This window comes from Pseudomonas sp. PsB (assembly GCF_043658375.1).
GTDB classification, from domain to species: Bacteria; Pseudomonadota; Gammaproteobacteria; order Pseudomonadales; family Pseudomonadaceae; genus Aquipseudomonas; species Aquipseudomonas putida_Z.
The window spans coordinates 1-20,601 of record NZ_JBIGLU010000044.1 but is presented as its reverse complement, the minus strand read 5'-3'; the positions used below and the strand labels follow the sequence as shown (position 1 = coordinate 20,601).

Annotated in this window: 22 protein-coding genes; 10 read left to right on the top strand and 12 right to left on the bottom strand. The window is 59.9% G+C overall.

The features are described from left to right. Positions 1–227 precede the first annotated feature (227 nt). From ACGLHT_RS27100 to ACGLHT_RS27090, 3 genes are read left to right on the top strand one after another with little or no spacing between them, the layout of a single operon-like run. Entirely contained in the window at positions 228–815 is a 588-nt protein-coding gene (locus ACGLHT_RS27100) for a hypothetical protein (protein WP_137164013.1), read from the top strand. Next, positions 815–1,243 (top strand): phage holin family protein, encoded by a 429-nt coding sequence (locus ACGLHT_RS27095; RefSeq protein WP_085615792.1) that lies wholly within the window; start codon positions 815–817, stop codon positions 1,241–1,243. Before ACGLHT_RS27100 ends, ACGLHT_RS27095 begins: the two co-directional genes overlap by 1 nt. Next, positions 1,240–2,046, top strand: a complete 807-nt coding sequence (locus ACGLHT_RS27090) for a DUF3618 domain-containing protein (protein WP_137164012.1) — start codon at positions 1,240–1,242, stop codon at positions 2,044–2,046. Before ACGLHT_RS27095 ends, ACGLHT_RS27090 begins: the two co-directional genes overlap by 4 nt. 150 nt (positions 2,047–2,196) lie before the next feature. Here ACGLHT_RS27090 and ACGLHT_RS27085 read toward each other — a convergent pair whose 3' ends face one another. After that, on the bottom strand, positions 2,197–2,613 hold the full coding sequence (locus tag ACGLHT_RS27085; RefSeq protein WP_137164011.1) for a low affinity iron permease family protein: 417 nt from the start codon (positions 2,611–2,613) through the stop codon (positions 2,197–2,199). Between the two features lie 180 nt (positions 2,614–2,793). Between ACGLHT_RS27085 and ACGLHT_RS27080 the strand changes: the two genes are divergently transcribed. Further along, positions 2,794–3,711 carry a LysR family transcriptional regulator gene (locus tag ACGLHT_RS27080; protein WP_038408135.1) on the top strand — a complete coding sequence of 306 codons (918 nt, stop codon included), beginning with the start codon at positions 2,794–2,796 and terminating at the stop codon, positions 3,709–3,711. Between the two features lie 49 nt (positions 3,712–3,760). Here ACGLHT_RS27080 and ACGLHT_RS27075 read toward each other — a convergent pair whose 3' ends face one another. From ACGLHT_RS27075 to ACGLHT_RS27050, 6 genes are all read right to left on the bottom strand, one after another. Next, on the bottom strand, positions 3,761–4,768 hold the full coding sequence (locus ACGLHT_RS27075; RefSeq protein ID WP_085692643.1) for a zinc-binding alcohol dehydrogenase family protein: 1,008 nt from the start codon (positions 4,766–4,768) through the stop codon (positions 3,761–3,763). Positions 4,769–4,880: 112 nt separating this feature from the next. Beyond that, a complete protein-coding gene (locus ACGLHT_RS27070; RefSeq protein ID WP_137164010.1) occupies positions 4,881–5,258 on the bottom strand; it encodes an NUDIX domain-containing protein in 378 nt (125 codons plus the stop codon). 65 nt (positions 5,259–5,323) lie between these two features. Next, positions 5,324–5,638, bottom strand: coding sequence for a hypothetical protein (locus ACGLHT_RS27065; RefSeq protein ID WP_075045255.1), 315 nt, complete (start codon positions 5,636–5,638; stop codon positions 5,324–5,326). Positions 5,639–5,852: 214 nt separating this feature from the next. Continuing rightward, positions 5,853–7,457, bottom strand: coding sequence for a hypothetical protein (locus ACGLHT_RS27060; RefSeq protein WP_274121105.1), 1,605 nt, complete (start codon positions 7,455–7,457; stop codon positions 5,853–5,855). A 79-nt stretch (positions 7,458–7,536) separates the two neighbouring features. After that, on the bottom strand, positions 7,537–9,273 hold the full coding sequence (locus ACGLHT_RS27055; protein WP_274121103.1) for a hypothetical protein: 1,737 nt from the start codon (positions 9,271–9,273) through the stop codon (positions 7,537–7,539). Beyond that, complete coding sequence (locus ACGLHT_RS27050; protein ID WP_274121102.1) at positions 9,270–11,096, bottom strand: tyrosinase family protein; 1,827 nt, start codon at positions 11,094–11,096, stop codon at positions 9,270–9,272. Before ACGLHT_RS27050 ends, ACGLHT_RS27055 begins: the two co-directional genes overlap by 4 nt. 148 nt (positions 11,097–11,244) lie before the next feature. Between ACGLHT_RS27050 and ACGLHT_RS27045 the strand changes: the two genes are divergently transcribed. Then, positions 11,245–11,724 carry an Lrp/AsnC family transcriptional regulator gene (locus tag ACGLHT_RS27045; RefSeq protein WP_003258733.1) on the top strand — a complete coding sequence of 160 codons (480 nt, stop codon included), beginning with the start codon at positions 11,245–11,247 and terminating at the stop codon, positions 11,722–11,724. Between the two features lie 205 nt (positions 11,725–11,929). Here the strand turns inward: ACGLHT_RS27045 and ACGLHT_RS27040 are convergent, their stop codons facing one another. After that, a complete protein-coding gene (locus ACGLHT_RS27040; RefSeq protein ID WP_274121100.1) occupies positions 11,930–12,892 on the bottom strand; it encodes an AraC family transcriptional regulator in 963 nt (320 codons plus the stop codon). A 219-nt stretch (positions 12,893–13,111) separates the two neighbouring features. Here ACGLHT_RS27040 and ACGLHT_RS27035 point away from each other — a divergent pair, with 219 nt between their 5' ends. Then, positions 13,112–14,320 (top strand): MFS transporter, encoded by a 1,209-nt coding sequence (locus ACGLHT_RS27035; RefSeq protein ID WP_274121099.1) that lies wholly within the window; start codon positions 13,112–13,114, stop codon positions 14,318–14,320. Here the strand turns inward: ACGLHT_RS27035 and ACGLHT_RS27030 are convergent. Together ACGLHT_RS27030 and ACGLHT_RS27025 are read right to left on the bottom strand one after the other, a co-directional pair. After that, a complete protein-coding gene (locus ACGLHT_RS27030; RefSeq protein ID WP_085589795.1) occupies positions 14,313–14,717 on the bottom strand; it encodes a helix-turn-helix domain-containing protein in 405 nt (134 codons plus the stop codon). The genes ACGLHT_RS27035 and ACGLHT_RS27030 overlap by 8 nt on opposite strands. Positions 14,718–14,890: 173 nt before the next feature. Continuing rightward, the gene (locus ACGLHT_RS27025; RefSeq protein ID WP_003258732.1) at positions 14,891–15,577 is read right to left on the bottom strand and encodes a hydrolase; all 687 of its coding nucleotides are present in this window, start codon (positions 15,575–15,577) and stop codon (positions 14,891–14,893) included. Between the two features lie 263 nt (positions 15,578–15,840). Here ACGLHT_RS27025 and ACGLHT_RS27020 point away from each other — a divergent pair, with 263 nt between their 5' ends. Beyond that, on the top strand, positions 15,841–16,302 hold the full coding sequence (locus ACGLHT_RS27020; RefSeq protein WP_023663225.1) for a Rid family hydrolase: 462 nt from the start codon (positions 15,841–15,843) through the stop codon (positions 16,300–16,302). Here ACGLHT_RS27020 and ACGLHT_RS27015 read toward each other — a convergent pair. Further along, entirely contained in the window at positions 16,203–17,045 is an 843-nt protein-coding gene (locus tag ACGLHT_RS27015; protein WP_274121112.1) for a LysR family transcriptional regulator, read from the bottom strand. The genes ACGLHT_RS27020 and ACGLHT_RS27015 overlap by 100 nt on opposite strands. Before the next feature lie 218 nt (positions 17,046–17,263). On the opposite strand from ACGLHT_RS27015, the gene ACGLHT_RS27010 reads away from it, so the two are divergent. Together ACGLHT_RS27010 and ACGLHT_RS27005 are read left to right on the top strand one after the other, a co-directional pair. Next, positions 17,264–17,686, top strand: a complete 423-nt coding sequence (locus tag ACGLHT_RS27010) for a hypothetical protein (protein WP_075045247.1) — start codon at positions 17,264–17,266, stop codon at positions 17,684–17,686. A gap of 338 nt (positions 17,687–18,024) precedes the next feature. Beyond that, positions 18,025–18,294 carry a DUF3077 domain-containing protein gene (locus tag ACGLHT_RS27005; RefSeq protein WP_085704741.1) on the top strand — a complete coding sequence of 90 codons (270 nt, stop codon included), beginning with the start codon at positions 18,025–18,027 and terminating at the stop codon, positions 18,292–18,294. Positions 18,295–18,380: 86 nt separating this feature from the next. Here ACGLHT_RS27005 and ACGLHT_RS27000 read toward each other — a convergent pair whose 3' ends face one another. Next, positions 18,381–19,133 (bottom strand): hypothetical protein, encoded by a 753-nt coding sequence (locus ACGLHT_RS27000; RefSeq protein WP_274121098.1) that lies wholly within the window; start codon positions 19,131–19,133, stop codon positions 18,381–18,383. Between the two features lie 181 nt (positions 19,134–19,314). Between ACGLHT_RS27000 and arfB the strand changes: the two genes are divergently transcribed. After that, the gene (gene arfB, locus ACGLHT_RS26995; RefSeq protein WP_274121097.1) at positions 19,315–19,728 is read left to right on the top strand and encodes an alternative ribosome rescue aminoacyl-tRNA hydrolase ArfB; all 414 of its coding nucleotides are present in this window, start codon (positions 19,315–19,317) and stop codon (positions 19,726–19,728) included. Positions 19,729–20,601 lie beyond the last annotated feature (873 nt).

Sequence of the window (20,601 nt, the reverse complement as noted above, 5' to 3'; positions counted from 1 at the left end):
CCCCGAGACAACGCGGTGCTCCAATCGTTGTCGACTCTGATTACCGCCCCCTTCAAAGCCTTTGCTCCGGTACCAATAACTAGGTTTGATTGCGCCATTTTCTCTGGGCCTCCAAGCAAATGTCATAGATCACAAACGCTGAACTCCTGCCGCCTCACCTGCGTCCCTCGAATGAATGCCCCAGTAAAGGCGGCACTCACCCAACTATCAGCTTCGAGGGCGAAACGATGGACAAGACCAATCAAAGCTCGACCTCTCCACCCGGCAGCACCCAGGAACATGCCTTGATCGATGACGCCGGTGCGCTGCTTGGCGAGGCCAGGCACAAAGGTACCGAGCAGTTCGAACACTACCGTGATAACGCAGCCGATCAGCTTGATTCGCTCGAGGAAGGAGCGCGTTCGGCGGCTGCTGCGCTGCAAGGCAACGACAGTCTCGGGCTGTCGCAGTACCTGAACCAGGCAGCAGAGTGCGTGGGTGAGTTTGCCGAGCAGGTACGCCATGAAAGTGCCGAAAGCCTGCTGCAGCGTGGTGCTCAGTTGGCCAGGAGCAACCCGGCGCTCTTTTTGGCCGGTAGCGTCGCCATCGGGTTTGCTGTGTCGCGCTTCATGCGAGCCAGCACCAGCCATGAGTCCACCACCCCTGCGTCGTCCGCTGATTGGCAACAGTCCGGCCCCGCGCAGCCAGTGCCTGATCGTGGTAGCGACGTATCCACCCGTGAACCTTTCACCCCCGTCGACCCAGTCGGCCCCGGTGCAGGCACGCCGGTCAGTGGCAGCCCGTTCGAGCGCGATCCACTCAAAGGAGGTGAATGATGAACAAAGACCCCTTGCATACCACCCCAGGCCTGCACACGGTGGAAGACGACGCCGTCGGTGTTGGCGGTTTGTTGCGCCAGCTGATGCGGGAAGTACCGGACCTGTTCACCAAAGAGCTGGCGCTGGCCAAGGCGGAGCTGCAGCAGAACCTCGCCACCCTCAAGGCCGGCACGGCTGCAGTGGCAGCGGGCGCGATCGTAATGCTGGCGGGCTTCGTCATCCTGTTGCTGGCGGCAGTCTACGCCCTGGCGATGGTGGTCGAGCCTTGGCTGGCCGCCTTGATCGTGGGCGCGGTCACCTTGGTGATCGGGTTCATCATGTTGCAGTCGGGCAAGAAACGGTTCGAACCCACGCATCTGGCCCCTGACCGCACCTTGCATGCCATGCAGCAGGACAAGGACACGCTGAAGAGGAAACTGCCATGACCACTTCCTTCGAACATGAAGCGCACAAAGACCCTGACTTGCTCGAGCAGGAAATCAACGCCAAGCGCGAGCACATCAGCGATCTGGTGGACGCCCTCGAACAGCGCCTGAGCCCGGGCCAGATGGTCGACCGAGTCCTGGCCTATGCCAAAGGCAATGGCGGCGAGTTCTTCCAGAACCTGGGCACCACCCTCAAGAACAACCCCGTACCCACTACCCTGACGGTACTGGGCCTGGCCTGGCTGGGCCTGAACCAGAACCGCCCCTTCAACCCCGGGCCTGCGCACCAGGGCCCGGGGTTGGGCGAAAAGCTCGGCGACGCGGTGGACACGGTGAAGGGCGCTTTCGCGCAGGCAGGGGAGGCAGTGCACGACGCCAGCCAGAAGGTGCGCATGAAAGCCCATGACATGCGCGATCGGGCCAGCGAACTTGGCAGCGGCGCCCGCGACTCCGTGGGGGCTTCTGCGGATACCCTGCGCCATTCGGCACACAAGGCCGCAGACCAGGCCACGGCTCTGAAAGGCCAGTTCGATCATCTGCTTCAGGAGCAACCGCTGGTATTGGCCGCTTTAGGGATAGCACTGGGTGCGGCATTGGGGGCGGCGCTACCCAGTACCCGCAAGGAAGACCAGCTGATGGGCGCCAGCAGCGATCGCTTGACCGACACACTCAAGGCCAAGGGTCGCGAGGTGAAGGCGTCGGTCGAAGAGTCGCTCGATCAGGCGGGTGGTAAAGCGTCGACACAGGCAGAGCGCAGGCCTGGAGACTCCGACCTTTCCTCGGGGTTGGGCTTCAATTCCTGATCCTGCGGCATCTTCGTCGTCGGCCCGACTGCCCCGGCAGAGGGCCGGCGGCTATCTGTGTGCAGGACAATCGCTTGCAGCTTGAATCAGGGAGGCTCTGCTTTGAAGATCGACGCGTTGTTGACCGAACGCCTCAATGCCCGTGGACCTCTAGCGCTGCAGGTTGTCCCGAGCGGCATCGTCTGCCTGCTGTTCGCGAGGCGACTGTGGGGCCGTTTCGCAGTTTCGGCCCATCGCCTGATACTCCTTGCGAAGTTGATGGATCTCTCGGTTGTCGAGAGATTCGAGACCTAGTACCGATTGCTCTGCGGACTTTGTAGCGCGGATCAGTTCGTCGAGCTTCACGTGGATGATGTCGTTGTCACGGTTCTGGGTGTTCTGAATCAGAAAGACCATCAGGAAAGTGATGATGGTCGTCGATGTGTTGACGATCAGTTGCCAGGTGTCGTTGTAGTGAAACCAGGGCCCGGACGCAGCCCACAGGGTGATGAGCACCACGGCGATGAGGAAGGTACTGGGTTTACCAGCGTGCTTGGCGAGCCATTGGCAGAACAGCGCGAATTTCATGGTGTTATCTCCACTGCTATCTACGATTCTGACCGCAGCGGTGCGCTGAAATCTTTTTTGCTTTTTCGCCTGGATGACGGGATACACCTGGCGCGCTGCAATTCCTGCAAGCCGACGCTGGGCACGTATCAGCATTGCCGCTACCCTTTGATCCTCGCGCCAGGTCAAGAATTTTCCACAGTGAAGAAAACAGTTCGGGTTGATGATCTTCAGGTCTTCGTCACAACAGCCTCTGCCGGCAGCTTCTCGGCAGCGGCCAGGTTGTTGGATATTTCACCGGCCTTGGCCAGCGGCGCAGTCCAGCGCCTGGAAAGCTGCCTGGGTGCCAGGTTGTTCGTGCGTTCCACGAGGCGTTTGCGGCTTTCGGATGATGGCGAGCGATACCTGCCTCATGCCCGTCAGGCCTTGGAGGCACTGGACAACGGTGAGGTGGCGCTGACCGAGGGGCGAGATGAGATCGCGGGTACACTTCGCCTGTCCATGCCCTCGGATATTGGCAGGAATCTGCTGCTGCCCTGGTTGGACGATTTCCAGCGATTGCACCCCAAGGTGATGCTGCAACTGCGGATCAGCGATCAGGTGGCCGACCTTGTCGGCCAGCAACTGGATGCGAGTATCCGATATGGGCAGCTGGCAGATTCCAGCCTTGTTTCACTGATGCTTGCCCCTGGAAATCGCAGAACGGTCTGCGCCTCGCCACATTACCTGGCACGACATGGGGCACCAGGGGCCTTGGAAGATCTGGGCAGGCATAATTGCCTGCGTTATGTGATGGGCGAGCAAACCTACGAGCGATGGAGCTTCCATTTGCCCGATGGCGTCAAGACCGTGCAAGTCACAGGCGACCGCGTGAGCGATGACGCCGATATCGTTCGGCGTTGGGGTGTTGACGGATTGGGGGTCGTTTACAAATCCAGGCTGGACGTGCTGGCGGACATACGTGCCGGGCGGCTGATCGAGTTGTTTCCCGGGGATTACGGTCAACCTGCGCCGTTGCAGCTGGTGTGCGCGCATCGAACATCGCTCACGCCTGCTGTGCAGGTGCTCAGAGCGTTTCTGGCGGAGCGTTTCGAGCAGCTCATCGCTGCTGATGGATAAGGTGACGGGGCTCATGGCCCCGCCTTCGTTGCGTTGACCGGGCGAGTGATCAGAAGCCTTCCAGAACGATCTTGCCTTTTGCCTTGCCGCTTTCGATCAGGGCATGGGCGCGTTTAAGGTTGCTGGCACTGATGCTGCCGAAGTGCTCGCCAACGGTGGTCTTGATGACCCCCTCGTCGACCAGCGCCGATACCTTTTCCAGCAGGTGGTGCTGCTTGATCATGTCCTCGGTCTGGTACAGCGAGCGTGTGAACATGAGCTCCCAGTGCACCGACAGCGATTTGCGCTTGAACGGCACGATATCGAGATGCTGAGGGTCATCGATCAGCGCGAGCTTGCCCTGTGGGCGCAGCACTTCGACGATCTGCGCGAGGTACGCATCGGTGTGGGTCAGGCTGATGACGTAATCCACCGAGTTGAACTGAAGTTGTTCCAGTTGCAGGGCAAAGGATGCCGAATGGTCGATGACATGATGTGCCCCGAGTTCGCTGACCCAGGCCTGGGTTTCAGGGCGTGACGCGGTACCGATCACCTTGAGCTGGGTAAGCTTGCGTGCAAGCTGTACCAGGATCGAACCAACACCGCCGCCGGCACCGATGATCAGCAGGCTCTTGCCAGCGCCGCCATTTTCCTCCACACCCAGGCGGTCGAACAGCAATTCCCAGGCGGTGATGGATGTGAGCGGCAAGGCTGCGGCGCTGGCATTGTCCAGACTACGAGGCTTGTGCCCGACGATTCGCTCGTCGACCAGGTGATATTCGCTGTAACTGCCCGGGCGGTCGATTGCACCGGCGTAGAACACTTCGTCGCCAGGCTGGAACAACGACACCTCGGCGCCGACTTCGCGAACGATCCCCACGGCATCCCATCCCAACACTTGAGGGTGGTCACCGCTGCGGCTGGCTCTGACCTTGGTGTCGACAGGGTTTACCGCGATGGCTTTGATTTCCACCAACAGGTCCCTGGCACCGGGTGTGGGCTTGGGCAGTTCGTGCTCGTACAACGATCGGGAATCCTGGATCGGGAGGCCGGGGGTGTCATAGACGATTGCTTTCATTGGGATGTGACCTTTCAGGTGAGCAGTGGTGGCAGGTTAATCGCGTCGAGCCCCCTGAAAAACCAGGTTGGTGCCGGAACACTTTCCGCGTTTCGCTGATAATCGGGTACCTCTACACAGGGAGCAGGTGCTCTCGTTCAAGCAGCTGGATGTTGGACGGCTTGATCTGCACTTCGTGAAGTTCAGGCGCTGTAAACCAGCGGCACTCCACGATCTCGTGATTTGCGGTAGGCTTTGCGCCAGTTTCGACAGGCAGTTGATAGAGATAGTGTTCCTCGCCAGCGAGCACATAGTGGTTGAGGAATCGAGCACCATTGAAGGGTAGGCAAGTCTCCTCCATCAGCTCGCGCTGCGCGGCGTCCAGATGATGCTCGCCTGGATCTATTTTCCCGCCTGGCAACGACCATTCAGCGCTTTGCTTGCGCACGAAAAGGATGCGTCCTGCTTGCAGGCAAATGACCGTCGAATGCCGTTCTCTGGGGTTGTTCATCAGGAACCTCCCGTACGTTGGAGGTGGCATCAGGGCAAACTCACCCTGATGCCGGCTGCGGATGATCAGCGATCTTTATCCCACTGCTGGTCATCTGCCTGGTTTTGCTGGCCGCCCATGCGGTCCTTGTCTGTCAGGTTCTGGTTCTGCTTGTCGGTCGTACGTTGGCCGCCTTGGCTCCCTGTGTCACGGGAACGTTCCCAGTCCTTGTTCATCTTGTCCTCAGGTTTCTGGCCGGACTGGCTGCCACCTTGCTGCTGTTGGCCGGGCATCCGGCCGCCCGAACCCTGGCCGCCTTGCTGGCCGGTGCCGGCAGTGTTGTTACCCATGCCGGTGTCAGCATTGCCTTGGTTGCCACCCTTGTCTTGATTGTTTGCCATGATCGCTTACCTCAGGTCAGACACAGGAAGGTCTGTGTGTACTGTTATGACCGAAGCCCGTTCCCGCGGTGTGCAAGGAATATTTGGCAAGCTGACTAAACGCATTAATTTCAAGGGTGCGAAATTTTGGTGTGAGGCCAGGCACCTACTTGAAGGGCAAAGCGCGATAGGCGAACCCCTGTTCGGGGCGATCGGTGATCGCCCCTTTTGCGGTTCAGGGGCGGTCCTTGAGGGTTTCGAAAGCCTTGACGCTTTTGATCAGGCTTTTGTTGCTGGCGGAACCTGCACTGTTGAACAGGAAGGAGAAGTCCGAGGCCAACGAAGGGCTGCCGGCAATCGTCGCGTACTGATGGCACTGGTTGCAGTCGTCACCCTGCACGTAGGTCTCCATGGTGGTGTTGGCCACCGGCACATTGCCCTGGCTGATGAACGGCCCGTACGACAACGGCACCTGCGCGTTGGCGCCCGGTTCCGGGCTGGGCGGATTGGGGGCGAGGGTCCAGAGTACGTTGATCAGCTTGTAGTACTGGAACACCGACTTGCCTTGGCTGTGCTGCGCGAAGTTGGCTTGTACCGCACTGTTCAGGGCTTGCAGGTCGCCGGGCACGGGGTGTTCGCGGGTGGTCTGTACCGGCTGGTCGCGTGGGAAGAGATCGGTGCAGTCCTTGTCGGGATGCGTTTGCTTGCACTGGATACGGGCTTGGTTTGGTGTGCACTCGGGGCCGTTGCCACAGTCAGGGTTGTTGAAGGCAAACCCGTTCGGCGGGGTTTGTTGCGGCGGGACCTGGGCCGGTTCGGGCACGTTGTCCACCTGCTCGAAGGTGGTCCAGATGAAGTTGGGCGAAGCCTGGGTCTTGTTGATGATATGCAGGCCCACCAGTCCCACCACCTCCTGGGTACACTCCAGCGTGTCGGGGCGTTTGAGCCAGGCGACGGTAGTCAGGTAGCGCCCGAACAGCTCGGGTTTGCCGGTCAGCACCCGCCAGGCGGCCTTGAGCTCGATCGCGCCCAGTTGCTCCTGTGGCACTGGGGAGGTCGGCAGTGAGCGCATCGGTTCGCCGATGGGCAGCGACAGGCCCTCCGGTGTCTGGCCGTCGAGGTTTTGCGCGACCTTCAACTGGTTGGCAGCGTCGTAGAGCCCCTTGTCGACGATGTAGTCGAACTCGGCCTTGCCCACCTTGCGCTCAAAAAATACCAGTTTGCCCGCCTGGTCCGTCAGCCAGCCGCCGGACGCCTCCATGACCGGGTCGGGAATGGACGCAACTGTCCCGGTCGACAGGTGGAAACCGTGCAAGGCATTGATCGCGCCTTCGGAGGTGGCGTTCATGAACTTGCGTGCGCCGACCTTGAGTGCCTTGAGGCTACCCTGGGTGCTGCAGCCGGATGGCACCAGGGTTTGCACGCCCCAGCCGGTGGGCGTGGGGGCACCGGGCAGGAAGATGTCGTTGGCGTCCTTGTAGCTGGCCCATACCGGGGCCACGCTCATGGGTTGACCCGGTGCGGAAGGGACCCCGAACTGCGCCAGCGTGCTTTGCATGTCGGGCTCGCCCGCCAGGCTGGCGGTGGCCGGCCAACCGGGGTTCACCGGCCAGTTCAAGGCAATGAACAGCTGCCAGCCAAAGCAGTTCATGAACGCCTGGCTGGTGGCATTGAAGTTGTTGACCGGCAGGAATCCCCCGCTGGCCGGGTTGAATACCAATTGCTGCTGCACACAGGTATCGGCGTCCGACAGCGTGGCCGCCGTGGCGGGTTGCAGCGTCGACAGGCACAGCAGAATGCCGCACAGCAGCGACAGAAGACTCAAGCGTGACCTGGACATCATTGCGCTCCTTGCAAGCTGTGAAGCCGCACCCGAAGGTGCGGCGGTAGAGGGGCGTAAGTGGCGTGACTGGCGTGGCTCAGGCGCCAGGCACCAGCGCCAGACCAGATTCCCAAGGGTGGTCTGTCGCGCTCACGTTCACGTCTTCACCCGGGTTGAGGGCACGCACTGTCATCAGGCCGGGTGCTGCGGAGGGGCTGACCGTGATGGTCAGAATGTAGGCCTGGGTGCCGCCCGAGTTGGTCTGGCCGGGAATGGCCGACGCGTCGGGCAGGTACTGGGTGACCTGCGCCGTCACCCCAGGGTTGGAGAATTGCACCCTGGCATTCTGCGCCGTGGTAGTCGGGTCGGCGCCTTGCACCACCAGCACGAACTGGTTGCTGCTACCCGGTGCAAGCCAGGCGGGCAGGTCGGTTGGGGATTGCCCATAGAACAGGTCCAGCGGCAGCAGTTGCACTGGCCAGGGTTGCAGGCCGGCCACCCGGTCCTGCACGCATGGGAATGCTTGAGGCGTGGCGCTGAGCGGCTTGACGGTGACGCTCAGGCCGACCAGCAGTTGTTGGGCGATGACCCACACATAGTTGACCTTCTGGTTGTTGATGGTGATGTCATTGATCGAGAAGCCGGCACTTTCCGGCACCTCGAACACCGCCTGCAGGATCTGGTCGGAACCGTTGGCAGCCGACTTGGCAGTACCACGCGTGATGCGCCAGTACTGGCTCACGTCCTGGCCTTGCGGGCCCTTCCAGGCGCTGAAGTCGGTGGGCTGTTGCAAGTACAGGCCAATGGGGTTGGTCAGCGACAGTCGGTTGTTCACCGCCGTGGTATTGGCCATGAAACCGATGTGCGGATCAGAGTTGCGATAGTTCTGCCCGTACTGCGCGCAGCAGATCAACGACTGGGCGTTCTGGCTGCTGCTTACCGGGCGCAGGATGGTGGCGGCGGCGGCCAGGTACACTTCGGCGCTGAGGGTATTGGGGCCGGAGGTCAGGTGCATCGCACCGCCGAACTGGCCGGGCACACAGGCCGTTCCGGCGTTCCATTTGTTGACGGTGTCGTAGGCTGGCTTGCCGGTGGTGGGGTCGATGACCGGGTCACCGGCCTTGCCGGTCGGGCCGTCGGCGGTGTAGCGCAGGTACAGGTCTTCGAGTTGCACGTTCGGGTCGATGTAGTCGCGGTACAGGCCCAGTACTGCGTTCGGGTCGATACGCCACATGGTCAGGAAGTACGCGGGGTTTTCGCAGGTGAAGGTGATCTTGCGCATGTTGCCGTTGGCATCGCGCACGATCGACCACTCGCAGTACTCGTCGAGCCAGCCCCGTGGGCCGGAAGGCGAGAACGCCGTGTACTTGCCGTTCCAGTCGATGCTCGGGCAGCGCTTGGCCGGCAGTTGCAGCACGGTACCTTGTTTGTTGGGGTCGTAGAGCATGTAGAGGGTGTTGTCGAGGGTGATCTGGCCGTGGTCGGTCAACTCCATCACCTGGTCCAGGGTCATGGCCTTGCCTCCCAACTGGGGAATGACCGCCGCACCGTTGTTGTAGAAGAACGTCCAGAGCCGGTTGGGGAAGGGCGCCCAGGTGATCGCCGGGGCGGTCACGTCGCCGAAACCTTCCACCAGCGGGTTGTAGTAACCCGAGCGGGGGGCGTCGTTCAGGCCCGACCAAGGGTTGCCGATGATGGACGATTCGGTCCAGCCGGTGAGGTTGTTGTTCCAGTCGGTTTCAAACTGCGGCAACTGGTCTTCCAGGCCCAGCTTGTTGTAGTCCTTGGGGGCTTGGCCGGCGGGAGAGGTGAACTGCTTGAAGGGCGTGCTCATGTCGGTTCTCCTGGTGTGCGTGAGGTGGAAGCAGAGCAGCAGCCGGCGACCGGGGGCGGGCCGGCGAGGGTCTGGCGCGGGTCGTCCCACACCAGTTGGGCGATGAAACCGGGCAGGGTCGTGTATTCGTCAGGCGTCAGCACGCGGCCGCTGTCGAGGTGAGTCACCACCAGCGACAACTGCACCGCATCGCCGCGGGCAAGGCCCAGCGCAGCGGCGTTGCGGGCCGCATTCAGTGCGCGGGACACGCCGTGGGTGATGCATCGGCCCTTGTCGTCCACCAGCCCCATGCCGATACGGCTGAAGCGCCCCACGTAATGGGGGTTGTCGGCGCTGACGTGCTGCGTGGCAGCGTCGGGCTGGTCGAGAAAGACATCGATCAGATAGGTGTCATGGGTGCAGCGCACATGATCGAACACCACCCACGGCCCGGGCCCTGCGGCGTTGCCCGCGGCAGGCCCGGCTTTTGCGCTGTGCTTGCAGCAGGCGCCGGTGGCCGCCTTGGGCGCGCCGAACTGTGGGGCCACCGGCACGCCGTAGTCGTAGCCGATGTGCCGGCTGTCCTGGGCCATGTCGCCGATGGTGGTGTAGCGCCAGGCGTCGGCGCTGGTGAAGGTAAGCTGCGTGGCGTCGTGGCCGGAGAACGGCTGGAGCAGGCACTGCGTGGTGAATTGCGCCCCGGGGTTGGCCCTGATCCAGACCTCGAGCATGCGGTCGATGTTGGCGTGGTAGGAGCAGAACACCGGGTCGAAGGCGGTGTAGGCGTTGTCGGCCATGTCGCCGCCGATCCAGCCGTGATAGTTGTCGTGGGGTTGCTCGTAAAGGCCGTCGAAGTTGAGGGCACGATTGGGGTACAGGCTGTCCTTCTGGGGCGGGTCGAACACCGGGATGTTGGCCCACGGATAACCGGGCACACCCTGTGGTTGGCTGAAGGTGGTGAACTTCAGGGCATCCACCACCTGTTGCTGGAAAATCCGGCTCATGCCGTACAAACGGGCGCGATCCGAGCGCGAGTCGTCACCGTGGGTGTAGAACAACCGGTCGCGTTGCACATAGCGGCAGTCCACCCCCTTGGCCGCGCCGCTGGCGCACACCTTGGAACAACCGTCCTTGGCGGCCGCGTAGCGCAGGGGATTGGGCCGGGTTTCGCCGGTGTGCGGGTGCACATAGGTTTCATCGAGAAACGCCTGGGGCAGGCCGGCCTGCGGGCTGCCGTCGACGCTGGCATCTTCGGCCATCCAGTCCCAGTAGGGAATGGCACAGTCGATCAGTTGTTCCAGGTACAACAGGTAGGCCCGGTGCCAGAGGGCAAACGCCTCCTGGTAATGCAGGCACCAGTTGGTGTGGATGTAGGCGTAACGTTGCCAGGGCGAGCCACTGTCGGGGTCGCCCACCTGCATCACGTCGTCCAGGCGGGCGCGGTACAGGTTCAGTTCCTCAAGGCTCAGGGCGCGGATGTCCTTTCTCACCCGCCTGACCGATTGGGGCAGGTCTGGTGGCGGGATGCGTTCGGCCAGATCGAAGGGAGAATCGGCGTCCAGGCGCCAGCCCTGGTTGACCCACAACCTGAAGGTTTCCAGGGCATCGATCGGCCAGAACTGTTGCTGGTCGAGGGTCAGCGGCATGTTGCGCGAGGCCAGGTGCTGGTAGATGGTTTCAGACCAGGTTTTGACCGACTCGGGGTCGTCCAGGTAGACGAAATAGGCGTTCATGCACCCGGTCCAGGAGGCTGCCACGGCCGCGCGCTGCGCAGCGGGGATCCAGTAGGGAGCTGTAAAAAGGCCGTGAATGTCCGCGGCCCATGTCGGTTTCGCGATGATCATAAGGTCCCTCTCATGCGCCCCGCAGGCGGGCTGCTAAGCTCAGTTGATGGTAAAGAGCTGGCACGCAGGGAATCGTGCAAATTGGCGCGTCCTTGCGGCGGATTCATTGCAGTTTTTCAAGGAAGACACGTGAAAAATGACAGACGCCATGGATCTGAAGATTCTGGGAAAGCTGCAAAAGGATTGCAGCCAGAATCTGGAGTTGCTGAGTGACAGCGTCGGGCTGTCTTCCACCAGTTGCTACCGGCGTATCAGGCGCCTGGAGAGCGCAGGCATCATCAAGGCCAAGGTCGCGATACTGGACGAGCGCAAGCTTGGCATTCAGGTGACTGCCTTCTTTCTGGTGAAGCTGGACCGCGACAGCAACGACATTGACCGTAAGATGCAGCACATCCTGGCCAGCCACCCGGAGATTCAGGACTGCTACCTGATGACGGGCGAGTTCGACTTCGTGATGGTTGCCAAGTTTCGCGATGCCACCGAGTACACCGACTATATCTACCGGTTTCTCGACACTTACCGGGATATTCCGATTCGCACTTATTCCTCGACGTTGGTGGTGCGTACGGTGAAGAAATCGTATGAATTGCCGCTCGGAGGAGGGCTGCAGCAGGCTGTCGATGCCTGACAGAAAGCCATGGCAGCGCAACGCGGTCAGCTGTTGTAGGAGCGGCCTTGTGTCGCGAAAGGGCTGCAAGGCAGCCCCAGGGTTTCAGCGCAGATGCACCAATTGCCGGGGCTGCTTCGCAGCCCTTTCGCGACACAAGGCCGCTCCTACAAGGACCCGCGCAGGCCAGAAGATTGTTGCAAGGCACGCATGCCCGCAAGTGAAGCTATTTCGTAGTCAAAGGCCAAGGAAGGCAGTCGCCCTGTTCCATTCTTTCTGCACCCAGGCGCAATTCCGAAATATCGCGTTTCGGCGGCGTACCGAATTGCCGCCCATATTCGCGACTGAACTGCGAAGGGCTTTCATAGCCGACCTTGAAGGCTGCCGTGGCAGCATCCAGGTGTTCATTGAGCATCAGCCGTTTCGCCTCGTTCAACCTCAACCATTTCTGATACTGCAGCGGGCTCATCGCGGTGAGCTGGCGGAAGTGCTGATGGAAGGTTGAAAGCCCCATCTGCACCCGAGAGGCCAATTCATCTACCCGCAACGGCGCGGCGTAGTTCAGCTTCAGCCAGTCGATGGCCTTCGCGATTCGATGCCCCTTGCTGCCGACCGAGGCGATGTAGCGGAGCAGGGGCGCCTGGTCGCTCTGTAGCAACCGATAGTGGATTTCTCGCTGAATCAGCGGCCAGAGCACGGGTATCGCATCAGGCTCTTCCAAAAGCTCGATCAGTCGGCTGAAGCTCTCCTGCAGCTTCGGGCTTAGCAAACCCACGCCGGCGCTTGTGTGAACAGACTGGCTGCCCGCCGGCAGGCGGCCGTCTTGCGCGATCAACTCTGCCAGTGTGCGCAGATCGAGCTTGAACACCAGGCCCAGGCAAGGTGCGCCTTCGCTGGCCATCGTCACTGCCGAATGGGCAGGGATGTTCAGCGAGGTGACCAGGAACCGGGTCGAGTCATAAGGGAACACGTCGCCGCCGATGACCATTTCCTTGGCGCCCTGCACGACCAGCACGATGCTTGGCTCGACGATACAGGTGATCGGTGGGGCCGGTGCGTTGCGTCGATAGACGCTGAGGTCTGCGATGCGTGTCGCGAAATCGCCAGCCGTTGGCGCGTGCGCGCCGATGACCTTGCACAGCGTGGCCATCGGGTGCGCGTGTGAGGTCGGTTGTGTGGTGGCGGACATAGGAAGCCTCAGGTCATCTCTTGGAAAGACACTACTCGTGCGTAACTTACGCTGTCCATGCCCCGTCGACAGGGTCTGGAGAATCAGGCAAGAAAACTGGTCGTTTGATCTACTGATACACCGTTTTTCGCGAGGAAGATGGGCGGCAGGCAATGTTGCCAAAGTGCTCGAGTAACGCGAGGGCACCCGCTTTTCATAACCTGCTGCACGAGAACCACCATGACCAGCTCAGCGATCCCCCTTCAACATTCACATTCCAGCAGGCAGGTCTGGGGCGCCGTGCTGGCTATGTCACTCTGCGCCTTTGCCCTGGTAGCGTCCGAATTTCTGCCGGTGAGCCTGCTTACACCACTTGCCACTGATTTGTCGCTTACCGAAGGCCAGGCCGGTCAAGCCATTTCGATCTCGGGTTTCTTCGCCGTAGTCACCAGTTTGTTGCTGTCCACCCTGACGCAGGGTATTGATCGAAAACCTGTCCTGCTGGCCACCACGGCGCTAATGCTGGTTTCCGGTGCAATGGTGGCGTTTGCCCCGAACTACCCGACCTTGATGTTGGGGCGGGCCGTGCTTGGGATCGCCATTGGTGGATATTGGTCGATGTCCACCGCAGTGATGATGCGTATCGCACCTGAAGCCCTCGTTCCCAAGGCCATTGCCGTGATGCAGGGCGGTACTGCGCTGGCCACGGCGATCGCGGCCCCGGTCGGCAGTTACCTGGGCGGCCTGATCGGCTGGAGAGGGGCCTTCTTCTGCGTCGTACCTTTGGCCGCAATTGCGTTGATCTGGCAGGCCTTCACGCTGCCGGCGATGCCTGGCGAGCGTGGTACGGCTTCGGCGACCGCATCCCTGCGTTTGCTGCTGGACAGCAAGGTTGCGCTTGGCATGGCTGCAGTTGCATTCCTCTTCATGGGGCAGTTCACGCTGTTCACCTACCTTCGCCCATTCCTGGAAACCGTGACACAGGTGGACGTGCCCACGTTGTCGCTGCTTCTGCTGATCATCGGCGTTGCGGGCCTGGTGGGAACGATGATGGTAGGTTCGCTCGTAGGCCGCCATCTGTTCAGAGTGCTGCCCGGTATTCCACTGCTCATGGCCGTCATCGCATTCGCTGTGATTTCGACAGGTTCCTGGGTCGTCCCGACGGCGGTGCTGCTTGGTGGCTGGGGCTTGATTGCCACTTGTGCGCCAGTGGGCTGGTTCACCTGGCTGGCCAGGATGCTGCCCGAGGACGCCGAGGCCGGGGGAGGCCTGATGGTCGCGGTGATACAACTGGCGATTACTGTAGGTGCGACCTTAGGTGGGGTGCTTTATGACGGCGTTGGGTACCAGGCGACCTTCATCGCCAGTGGGATGATGCTCTTGGTAGCGACTGCCTTGACCATGAGGGTAGGGCGGCATCGAAGGAGTACAAATGTGCTCCCTAATTGAGCAAAGGCTCAGCCAGCATGGACGCCTGTCGCTGCCAAGCCTGCGGCGACATCCCCTCGGCCTTGACGAATGTGCGACAGAAGTGGGACTGATCGCAGAAACCGCACTCCAGTGCGATCTCAGCGAGCATCATTCCCGAGCCCCCCAGTAGTTCCTTGCTTTTGCGCAACCGTTGTTCACGCATCCACTGCTGCGGGGGCACATGCAGGGTATCCCTGAACATTCGTGTGAAATGGCTACGCGACAGCGAGCAGGCTTGGGCGAGTTCCGTAACAGTTATGCCGGTGTCCAGGTTCTCCAGCATCAACCTCTTGGCAGTCGTGACCTGCCAGGGCTTGAGCAGCCCGGTCGTTTTCAGTGCGACAGTCGCCAGCACAGTGCAGTGATCGCTGTTCATACAAATCCATTAATCAATGAAGTGGGCACGCACGTTTCGAGTGGACAGAGCAGGCCACTGCAGCCTCGGGCGGGCTACAGACGATAACGCTCGATTCGATGGCCTGGCTCAGCCAGCCGGCGTACCCATCAGCGGGTCAATGAACAGCCCCTGGATGCAGGGGCTGGCAATGGTCAGACAGCGGCAGCAACCGGGGCCAGGGTTGGGCCGTGCTGAACGCGCTCTGGTGCTTTGTGCACCATGGTGTAGGCATAGTCGACACCCATGCCGTAGGCGCCGGAGTGTTCTTTCACCAGTTCCATGACGGCATCGTAGGTGTCGCGGTTTTTCCAGTCGCGCTGCCACTCCAGCAGCACTTGTTGCCAGGTCACCGGAATCACGCCTGCCTGAATCATGCGCTGCATGGCGTAGTCGTGGGCTTCCTTGGTGGTGCCACCGGAGGCGTCGGCAACCATGTAGATTTCATAGCCGGCATCGTTCATCGCCGACAGCGCGAAGGTGGTGTTGCACACCTCCGTCCACAGGCCGGAAACGATGATCTTGTTGCGCCCGTTTTTCTTGAGCGCGTCACGCACCTTCTGGTCATCCCAGGAGTTCATGGAGGTTCGCTCCAGCAGCGGAGCGTCGGGGAAGACGGCGAGCAGCTCGGGGTAGGTGTGCCCAGAGAAGCTTTCAGTCTCGACCGTCGTGATGGTGGTGGGCACATTGAAGATCCTGGCTGCCTTGGCCAGGCCTACGGTGTTGTTTTTCAGGGTCTGGCGATCGATGCTCTGAACGCCGAAGGCCATCTGTGGCTGCTGATCGATAAAGATCAGTTGGCTGTTGAATGGGGTCAGTACTTCAGTTTTTGGATTGTTCATTCTTGTTCCCTGTCAGCTGGATGATGGTCATCGCACAAGTCACGGCGCCTGCCTTCTGCAGACTGTGCTGAGGCACTGGATGACGTCCTCAGTGATGCCCGTTGCTTGAGTCCGAGCACAAGATAGCGAATCGCAGAGCGGATCAATGGCGCACCTTTGCGCTCTCAGGAGCGCATTAATGCGCCATTCGCTTGTTCATCCTGCTGCTAGGATTCGCACGCAAACGCGGATCTACCTGATCCGGTTTACGCCAGGAGAAAGCGATGGCAGCTTCACAACCACTCAACAAACAAACCGCCTATTGGGGCGTTCCGTGGGAGAATTCTTACGGGTATCCGCAGGCACGGCGGGTAGGGGACGAGATCTACGTATCGGGCCAGTTCAATCATGACGAAGAAGGCAACCTGGTCGCGCCGGCACCCCTGGATCGTGACGGCAGGCCCTGTGATTTCTCTTCGATGGGGGATCAGATGCGCGCCGCCTACGACAATATCGCCAAGCTGCTCGCGCTGTATGGCGCGACGCTTGAAGATGTCGTGGAAGAGACGCTCTACGTACTGGACATGGACGCGGCCTTTGCCGTGGTCGGCAAGGTGCGCAAGGCCGCCTACGGCACGGAACGGCCTCAATGCGCCAGCAACATCATCGGCGTCTCGAGGCTTGCCCAGCGCCCACAGCTGATCGAAATCGCCTGCAAAGCGGTACTTGGCTCACGCGCTGAGTGACCCGCACTCATGCAGGGCAAAAACCCCACCCCCAGGCCTGCCGCGATTGCAACACTAGCCGCCGCGACCGAATCGGTGCGGTACGAGATGCACTCGGCAGCGACCCTGTTTTCGACATAGCTCGTTGCCTTGAGCCCGCGTAGCGCCGCGGAATAGGAAACCCATGCCTGGCCTTCAGTGAACAGAGGAGTAGGCGATGTGTGGTTGCTGCTGCCGTAGGGAGCCCAGGCGATTGTGGCCAGTTTGCGGCCCACCAGGCTTTCGGCGGGTTTCCTGGTCGCCCGAACCGCAATATCCGATTCGTCTCGCGCAAGGCTCAGTGATTCGTTGCCCACCAGCACCTCGATCGTGATGCCTTCATTGAGGGCCTTGAAGTCCGCGATGATGGGGGTGAGGAAGTAAAGCAGCAGTGAGTCGCTGGTGGTGATACGAAGCTTTCCGAGTGGCCCCTGGCCGGCACGTGAGACCCGCCGCGTCACGCTGACGATGTCCAGCTCCACGCGCTCGGCGAGGGCACGCAATTCCGCGCCCTCGATGGTGAGCAGATAGCCTGATTTGCGGTGATCGAACAAGGCTACGCCAAGTGTTTTTTCAACCTGGGAGACCCTGCGGGAGACAGTGGACACGTTGATGCCGAGCTTCTTGGCCGTGGCAGCGCGATTGCCACACTCACTGAGCGTTTTGATGATCCGCAGGTCGTCCCATGAGAGCTGGTTGGCAGCCTCGCCCACGTTCCATTTCACGTCCTTGGGGGCAACCGGGGTAATTGGGACATTTCCAGGTAACGACTTCACGAAATCCGTTCCAGATCAGATTGCGACGATCATACGAGAAGGGGCTGCGTGAACCAAGTATCAGCATGAAGGCGAAGGAGGGGGCTTCGGTCGTCCCTTCATGCGCACATCGACACTTGTCGGCGTTATCCTGAATAGTGAGCCCAGGAGCCTTTGGGGAACTACCCATGCGCAAGTTGACACTGTTGTTCGCGATCGCTGCATTGGCGGGTTGCCAGGCGCCGATGCCCACTGCCAACCCACAGATGGCTTGGGTCGATCTCTCGACGCCATTCCCGAATGACCGTGTGCTGTTGGCCGAACGCCTGGATAAACAACGCCTGCGCGACGGGCGCTTCTTTGAGGTCAGCCCCGGCAGCCATGAATTGGTCGTCAGGTTCGACTACGAAGTAAATGGGGGCGGTGGCATCAGCCTGATGGGAGGTACCACGGTAAGGCAATGCTACCTGACCCTCGACTACGAGCATTTCAAGGCTGGGCAGCGCTACGTGCTCGAGGCCCGCTCCATGGCCATGACGCCAGAGGCGAGGCTTTATGATGCGAAGGGAGAGATTGTGGCAGAGGTTAGGGAATTCTATTGCCTGATGTGATGATGAATCCTTCGTTGTTCATTGATTACAACTAGCCTCGAAAAATCAGATTTTTTCGCTTTCTTGTAGGGCATTTCCCAAAGATACTGTTGCCGCCTATTTTCCGTTGCGGGTGCCCTGGCAGGGCTCTAGTCTGGGCCTGTCGCTGCTCATCAGTGACACGGCTTTGACAGGCCGTAACGGTTTAAGCATTCGGCTTTCCCTTTATGGTGGCTGTGCGTGGGGCACGCTTGCGTGCGCCGGAACTTGCTTATTCCGCCGGTCTGTCAACCTACGTACAGCTGCCACCCTTCTGTTTGACAGCAGTCAGGTGGCGCACTCATAAAGGTAATAAGCAATTGACTACTGACGAATCGAACGAGAAAACCACCGTAGGCAAGACCACGTTCTACCAAGGTGAAAACCAGACCCATCCGCTGTTTCGCATCGAAGCTGGCATTCCTTGCAAGAGCGCTCGGGAGCAGTCTTCGGAATTGATGGGGTACGTGCGGGAACTGACGATTGTCGGGTTGATGGATGAAAAGCCGATGATGATCTGGGCTGCGCATTACCTGAGCGCGTTGGCCAAGGCGCTTATGGACGATGCCGAACTGGGTATGGTGCGCTGACTCCATTCCACCCGCGGCGGTTCGCGAAACGCGGCCGCCTTCACATCAGTGGGTGTCTTACGTCTGAGCCGGATGTGGGCATACGCTTAAACGGCGATGAGCTTCCTGTTCGGATCTTGCTGCATGAAGAGCAGGATGTCGAAGACCCGTCCAGGCTCGAATTGAAGGGCAGGGTGATCGCTCTTCAAAACGGCTTCAGTCAATAGCTCCTTGTTTTGCTCCCAGCATTGACCAAGCGTGAAGGGTAGCCTGCAGAGCTTTTGTCCGGCAGCTTTTTGGGTGTCGCTGGGGAGCAGGTAGCGAGAACTGCTGAATCCTTGAAAACCCGCGTGCTGTAATCCTTTTCTTACCTGGCTATCCAATGCTGGCATGAATCCCGTTATCAGCAGTAATGCTTTCATGGGGTAAGTGACATTGGTGTTATTAACGAACAGAGCCTCGGCCAGCATCTTCAAGACCCCGAGCAGATCTGCATCAAAATGAGCCGCTGACTGATAAAGCCCTCCGGTGGTGAAGATCCGTTTATCCGCGGATGACAGTGCGAATCCACGCAGTTGGTGACTGTCAAAACGGACAAGCTTAGCGTGTAGGTTCGGGTCGCAAAGCCTTGCTGCAGCTTGAGAAGGCAGGTGCAGCATCGGAGCCTTTCTCGCGCCTGCGCCCCAGTTCATCAAAGCACTTCGAAGCGCGTCGGCCAGCGCTGTGGCGTTTTGCGTCGTGAGTGCAGTCAGGTAGGCTGCTGAAATTTTCCTCACCCAAGAAAAGTCTTCATGGTAAGAGGAATTGAATCTGTTGATCGCGGAACGGATGTCTATCTCTTCACCAACCACTCTAAGCATGTTCGATCCATTGGGTAATGGCTAGGCACCCGGAAGTGAGTATGACCAGCGGCGCCAGATTGTATTAGCGGCCAGAATACCATCAAATAGCCATCTTTGAGCCTCGGTCTCTCGGATCGAACAGACTTCCCGGATTGCTTGGCGACCCTGGATAATGGAGGGGAATCACAAGGGCCATGCCATGCTGACCATCTCTAATAACGTGCATCTGCCAGATGCCGACATCGAACTGACATACATCCGCGCGCAAGGCGCAGGTGGGCAGAATGTAAACAAGGTGTCCAGCGCCGTGCACCTGCGCTTCGACATTCGCGCCTCGTCGCTGCCCGAGTATTACAAGGAGCGGCTGTTGGCGCTGCGTGACAGTCGCATCACCGGCGACGGCGTGTTGATCATCAAGGCACAACAATACCGCACACAAGAGCAGAACCGTGCTGACGCACTGGCGCGTCTTGCCGAGTTGATCATCAATGCCGGCAAGACTGAGAAGAAACGCCGTCCCACCAAGCCGACCCTTGGCTCGAAGACCCGTCGCCTCGAAGGAAAAGCCAGGCGCAGCACTGTCAAGGCGGGTCGGGGCAAGGTGGAGTTCTAGGCTCTGTACAAAATGAGATGTCTCAAGCCAGTGAGACCATGGCGGCCTGGTTTTGCGAGCTTGTGGAAGCGTGGGGGCTTGATAGACGAATGGGGACAGAATACGGACGGGCAATTCCAAATACGTCATTTAACATAATACTCATTATGCGCTAGTCTATATTTGGTCACCGGACCACGAGTGAGGCACTTTGGGACCAGGGAAAGCTCCCTGGTCTAGATAATCTGTCCTGATCCATCGCTCGCTTACCATCACAAGCGCCGACCTGGTGCCAGATGCGTTGCCTTGCCTTTTGGACTGTTGGCTACCGCGACTTGGATATCAGGCCAGCCATTTGCACCTGTACCCTGAGTGCTTGAAAGAAACCTGGTACGGTTACCCTCGACCTTGTTTACCAGTACAAATTCGGCGCATGCATGACCACACTGACGACTGTTGCCACGCTGCCCATCGCCGGCAACCCAACTCCCGGTCGATCGGTTAACGCGGTCAATTGTAGGAGCGGCCTTGTGTCGCGATGGGCTGCAAGGCAGCCCCAGCAATTATGCGTCTGCTTTGAAACCTTGGGGGCTGCTGCGCAGCCCATCGCGACACAAGGCCGCTCCTACAAGGGCCCGCAGGATTGAGAAGACAGTTGTTTACATCTCTTGCAGACCTCAAGCCACGAACCATCCCTGTGGGTGCTGGCCTGCAAGCGATGTGATCAGTACAAGCGACAAAAGATACATGAGGACCGCGCGATACCCCCATTTGCCATGCTATATATGCAAATAAGGTATAACTACACTAAATGAGTATTATTGGTATCACCTAAAACTATACTAAGTATACTAGATTAGGGGTGTAACCTAGCTCCACCCTCCCCTTAGAAAT

Excerpts from the sequence above, each read along its gene's own strand:
- ACGLHT_RS27070 (WP_137164010.1), bottom strand. The coding sequence starts at position 5,258 with ATGAACAACCCCAGAGAACGGCATTCGACGGTCATTTGCCTGCAAGCA.
- ACGLHT_RS27095 (WP_085615792.1), top strand. The coding sequence starts at position 815 with ATGAACAAAGACCCCTTGCATACCACCCCAGGCCTGCACACGGTGGAA.
- arfB (WP_274121097.1), top strand. The coding sequence starts at position 19,315 with ATGCTGACCATCTCTAATAACGTGCATCTGCCAGATGCCGACATCGAA.
- ACGLHT_RS27010 (WP_075045247.1), top strand. The coding sequence starts at position 17,264 with ATGCGCAAGTTGACACTGTTGTTCGCGATCGCTGCATTGGCGGGTTGC.
- ACGLHT_RS27035 (WP_274121099.1), top strand. The coding sequence starts at position 13,112 with ATGACCAGCTCAGCGATCCCCCTTCAACATTCACATTCCAGCAGGCAG.
- ACGLHT_RS27025 (WP_003258732.1), bottom strand. The coding sequence starts at position 15,577 with ATGAACAATCCAAAAACTGAAGTACTGACCCCATTCAACAGCCAACTG.
- ACGLHT_RS27040 (WP_274121100.1), bottom strand. The coding sequence starts at position 12,892 with ATGTCCGCCACCACACAACCGACCTCACACGCGCACCCGATGGCCACG.
- ACGLHT_RS27050 (WP_274121102.1), bottom strand. The coding sequence starts at position 11,096 with ATGATCATCGCGAAACCGACATGGGCCGCGGACATTCACGGCCTTTTT.
- ACGLHT_RS27020 (WP_023663225.1), top strand. The coding sequence starts at position 15,841 with ATGGCAGCTTCACAACCACTCAACAAACAAACCGCCTATTGGGGCGTT.
- ACGLHT_RS27075 (WP_085692643.1), bottom strand. The coding sequence starts at position 4,768 with ATGAAAGCAATCGTCTATGACACCCCCGGCCTCCCGATCCAGGATTCC.
- ACGLHT_RS27060 (WP_274121105.1), bottom strand. The coding sequence starts at position 7,457 with ATGTCCAGGTCACGCTTGAGTCTTCTGTCGCTGCTGTGCGGCATTCTG.
- ACGLHT_RS27030 (WP_085589795.1), bottom strand. The coding sequence starts at position 14,717 with ATGAACAGCGATCACTGCACTGTGCTGGCGACTGTCGCACTGAAAACG.
- ACGLHT_RS27085 (WP_137164011.1), bottom strand. The coding sequence starts at position 2,613 with ATGAAATTCGCGCTGTTCTGCCAATGGCTCGCCAAGCACGCTGGTAAA.
- ACGLHT_RS27000 (WP_274121098.1), bottom strand. The coding sequence starts at position 19,133 with ATGCTTAGAGTGGTTGGTGAAGAGATAGACATCCGTTCCGCGATCAAC.
- ACGLHT_RS27045 (WP_003258733.1), top strand. The coding sequence starts at position 11,245 with ATGGATCTGAAGATTCTGGGAAAGCTGCAAAAGGATTGCAGCCAGAAT.
- ACGLHT_RS27055 (WP_274121103.1), bottom strand. The coding sequence starts at position 9,273 with ATGAGCACGCCCTTCAAGCAGTTCACCTCTCCCGCCGGCCAAGCCCCC.
- ACGLHT_RS27065 (WP_075045255.1), bottom strand. The coding sequence starts at position 5,638 with ATGGCAAACAATCAAGACAAGGGTGGCAACCAAGGCAATGCTGACACC.
- ACGLHT_RS27100 (WP_137164013.1), top strand. The coding sequence starts at position 228 with ATGGACAAGACCAATCAAAGCTCGACCTCTCCACCCGGCAGCACCCAG.
- ACGLHT_RS27090 (WP_137164012.1), top strand. The coding sequence starts at position 1,240 with ATGACCACTTCCTTCGAACATGAAGCGCACAAAGACCCTGACTTGCTC.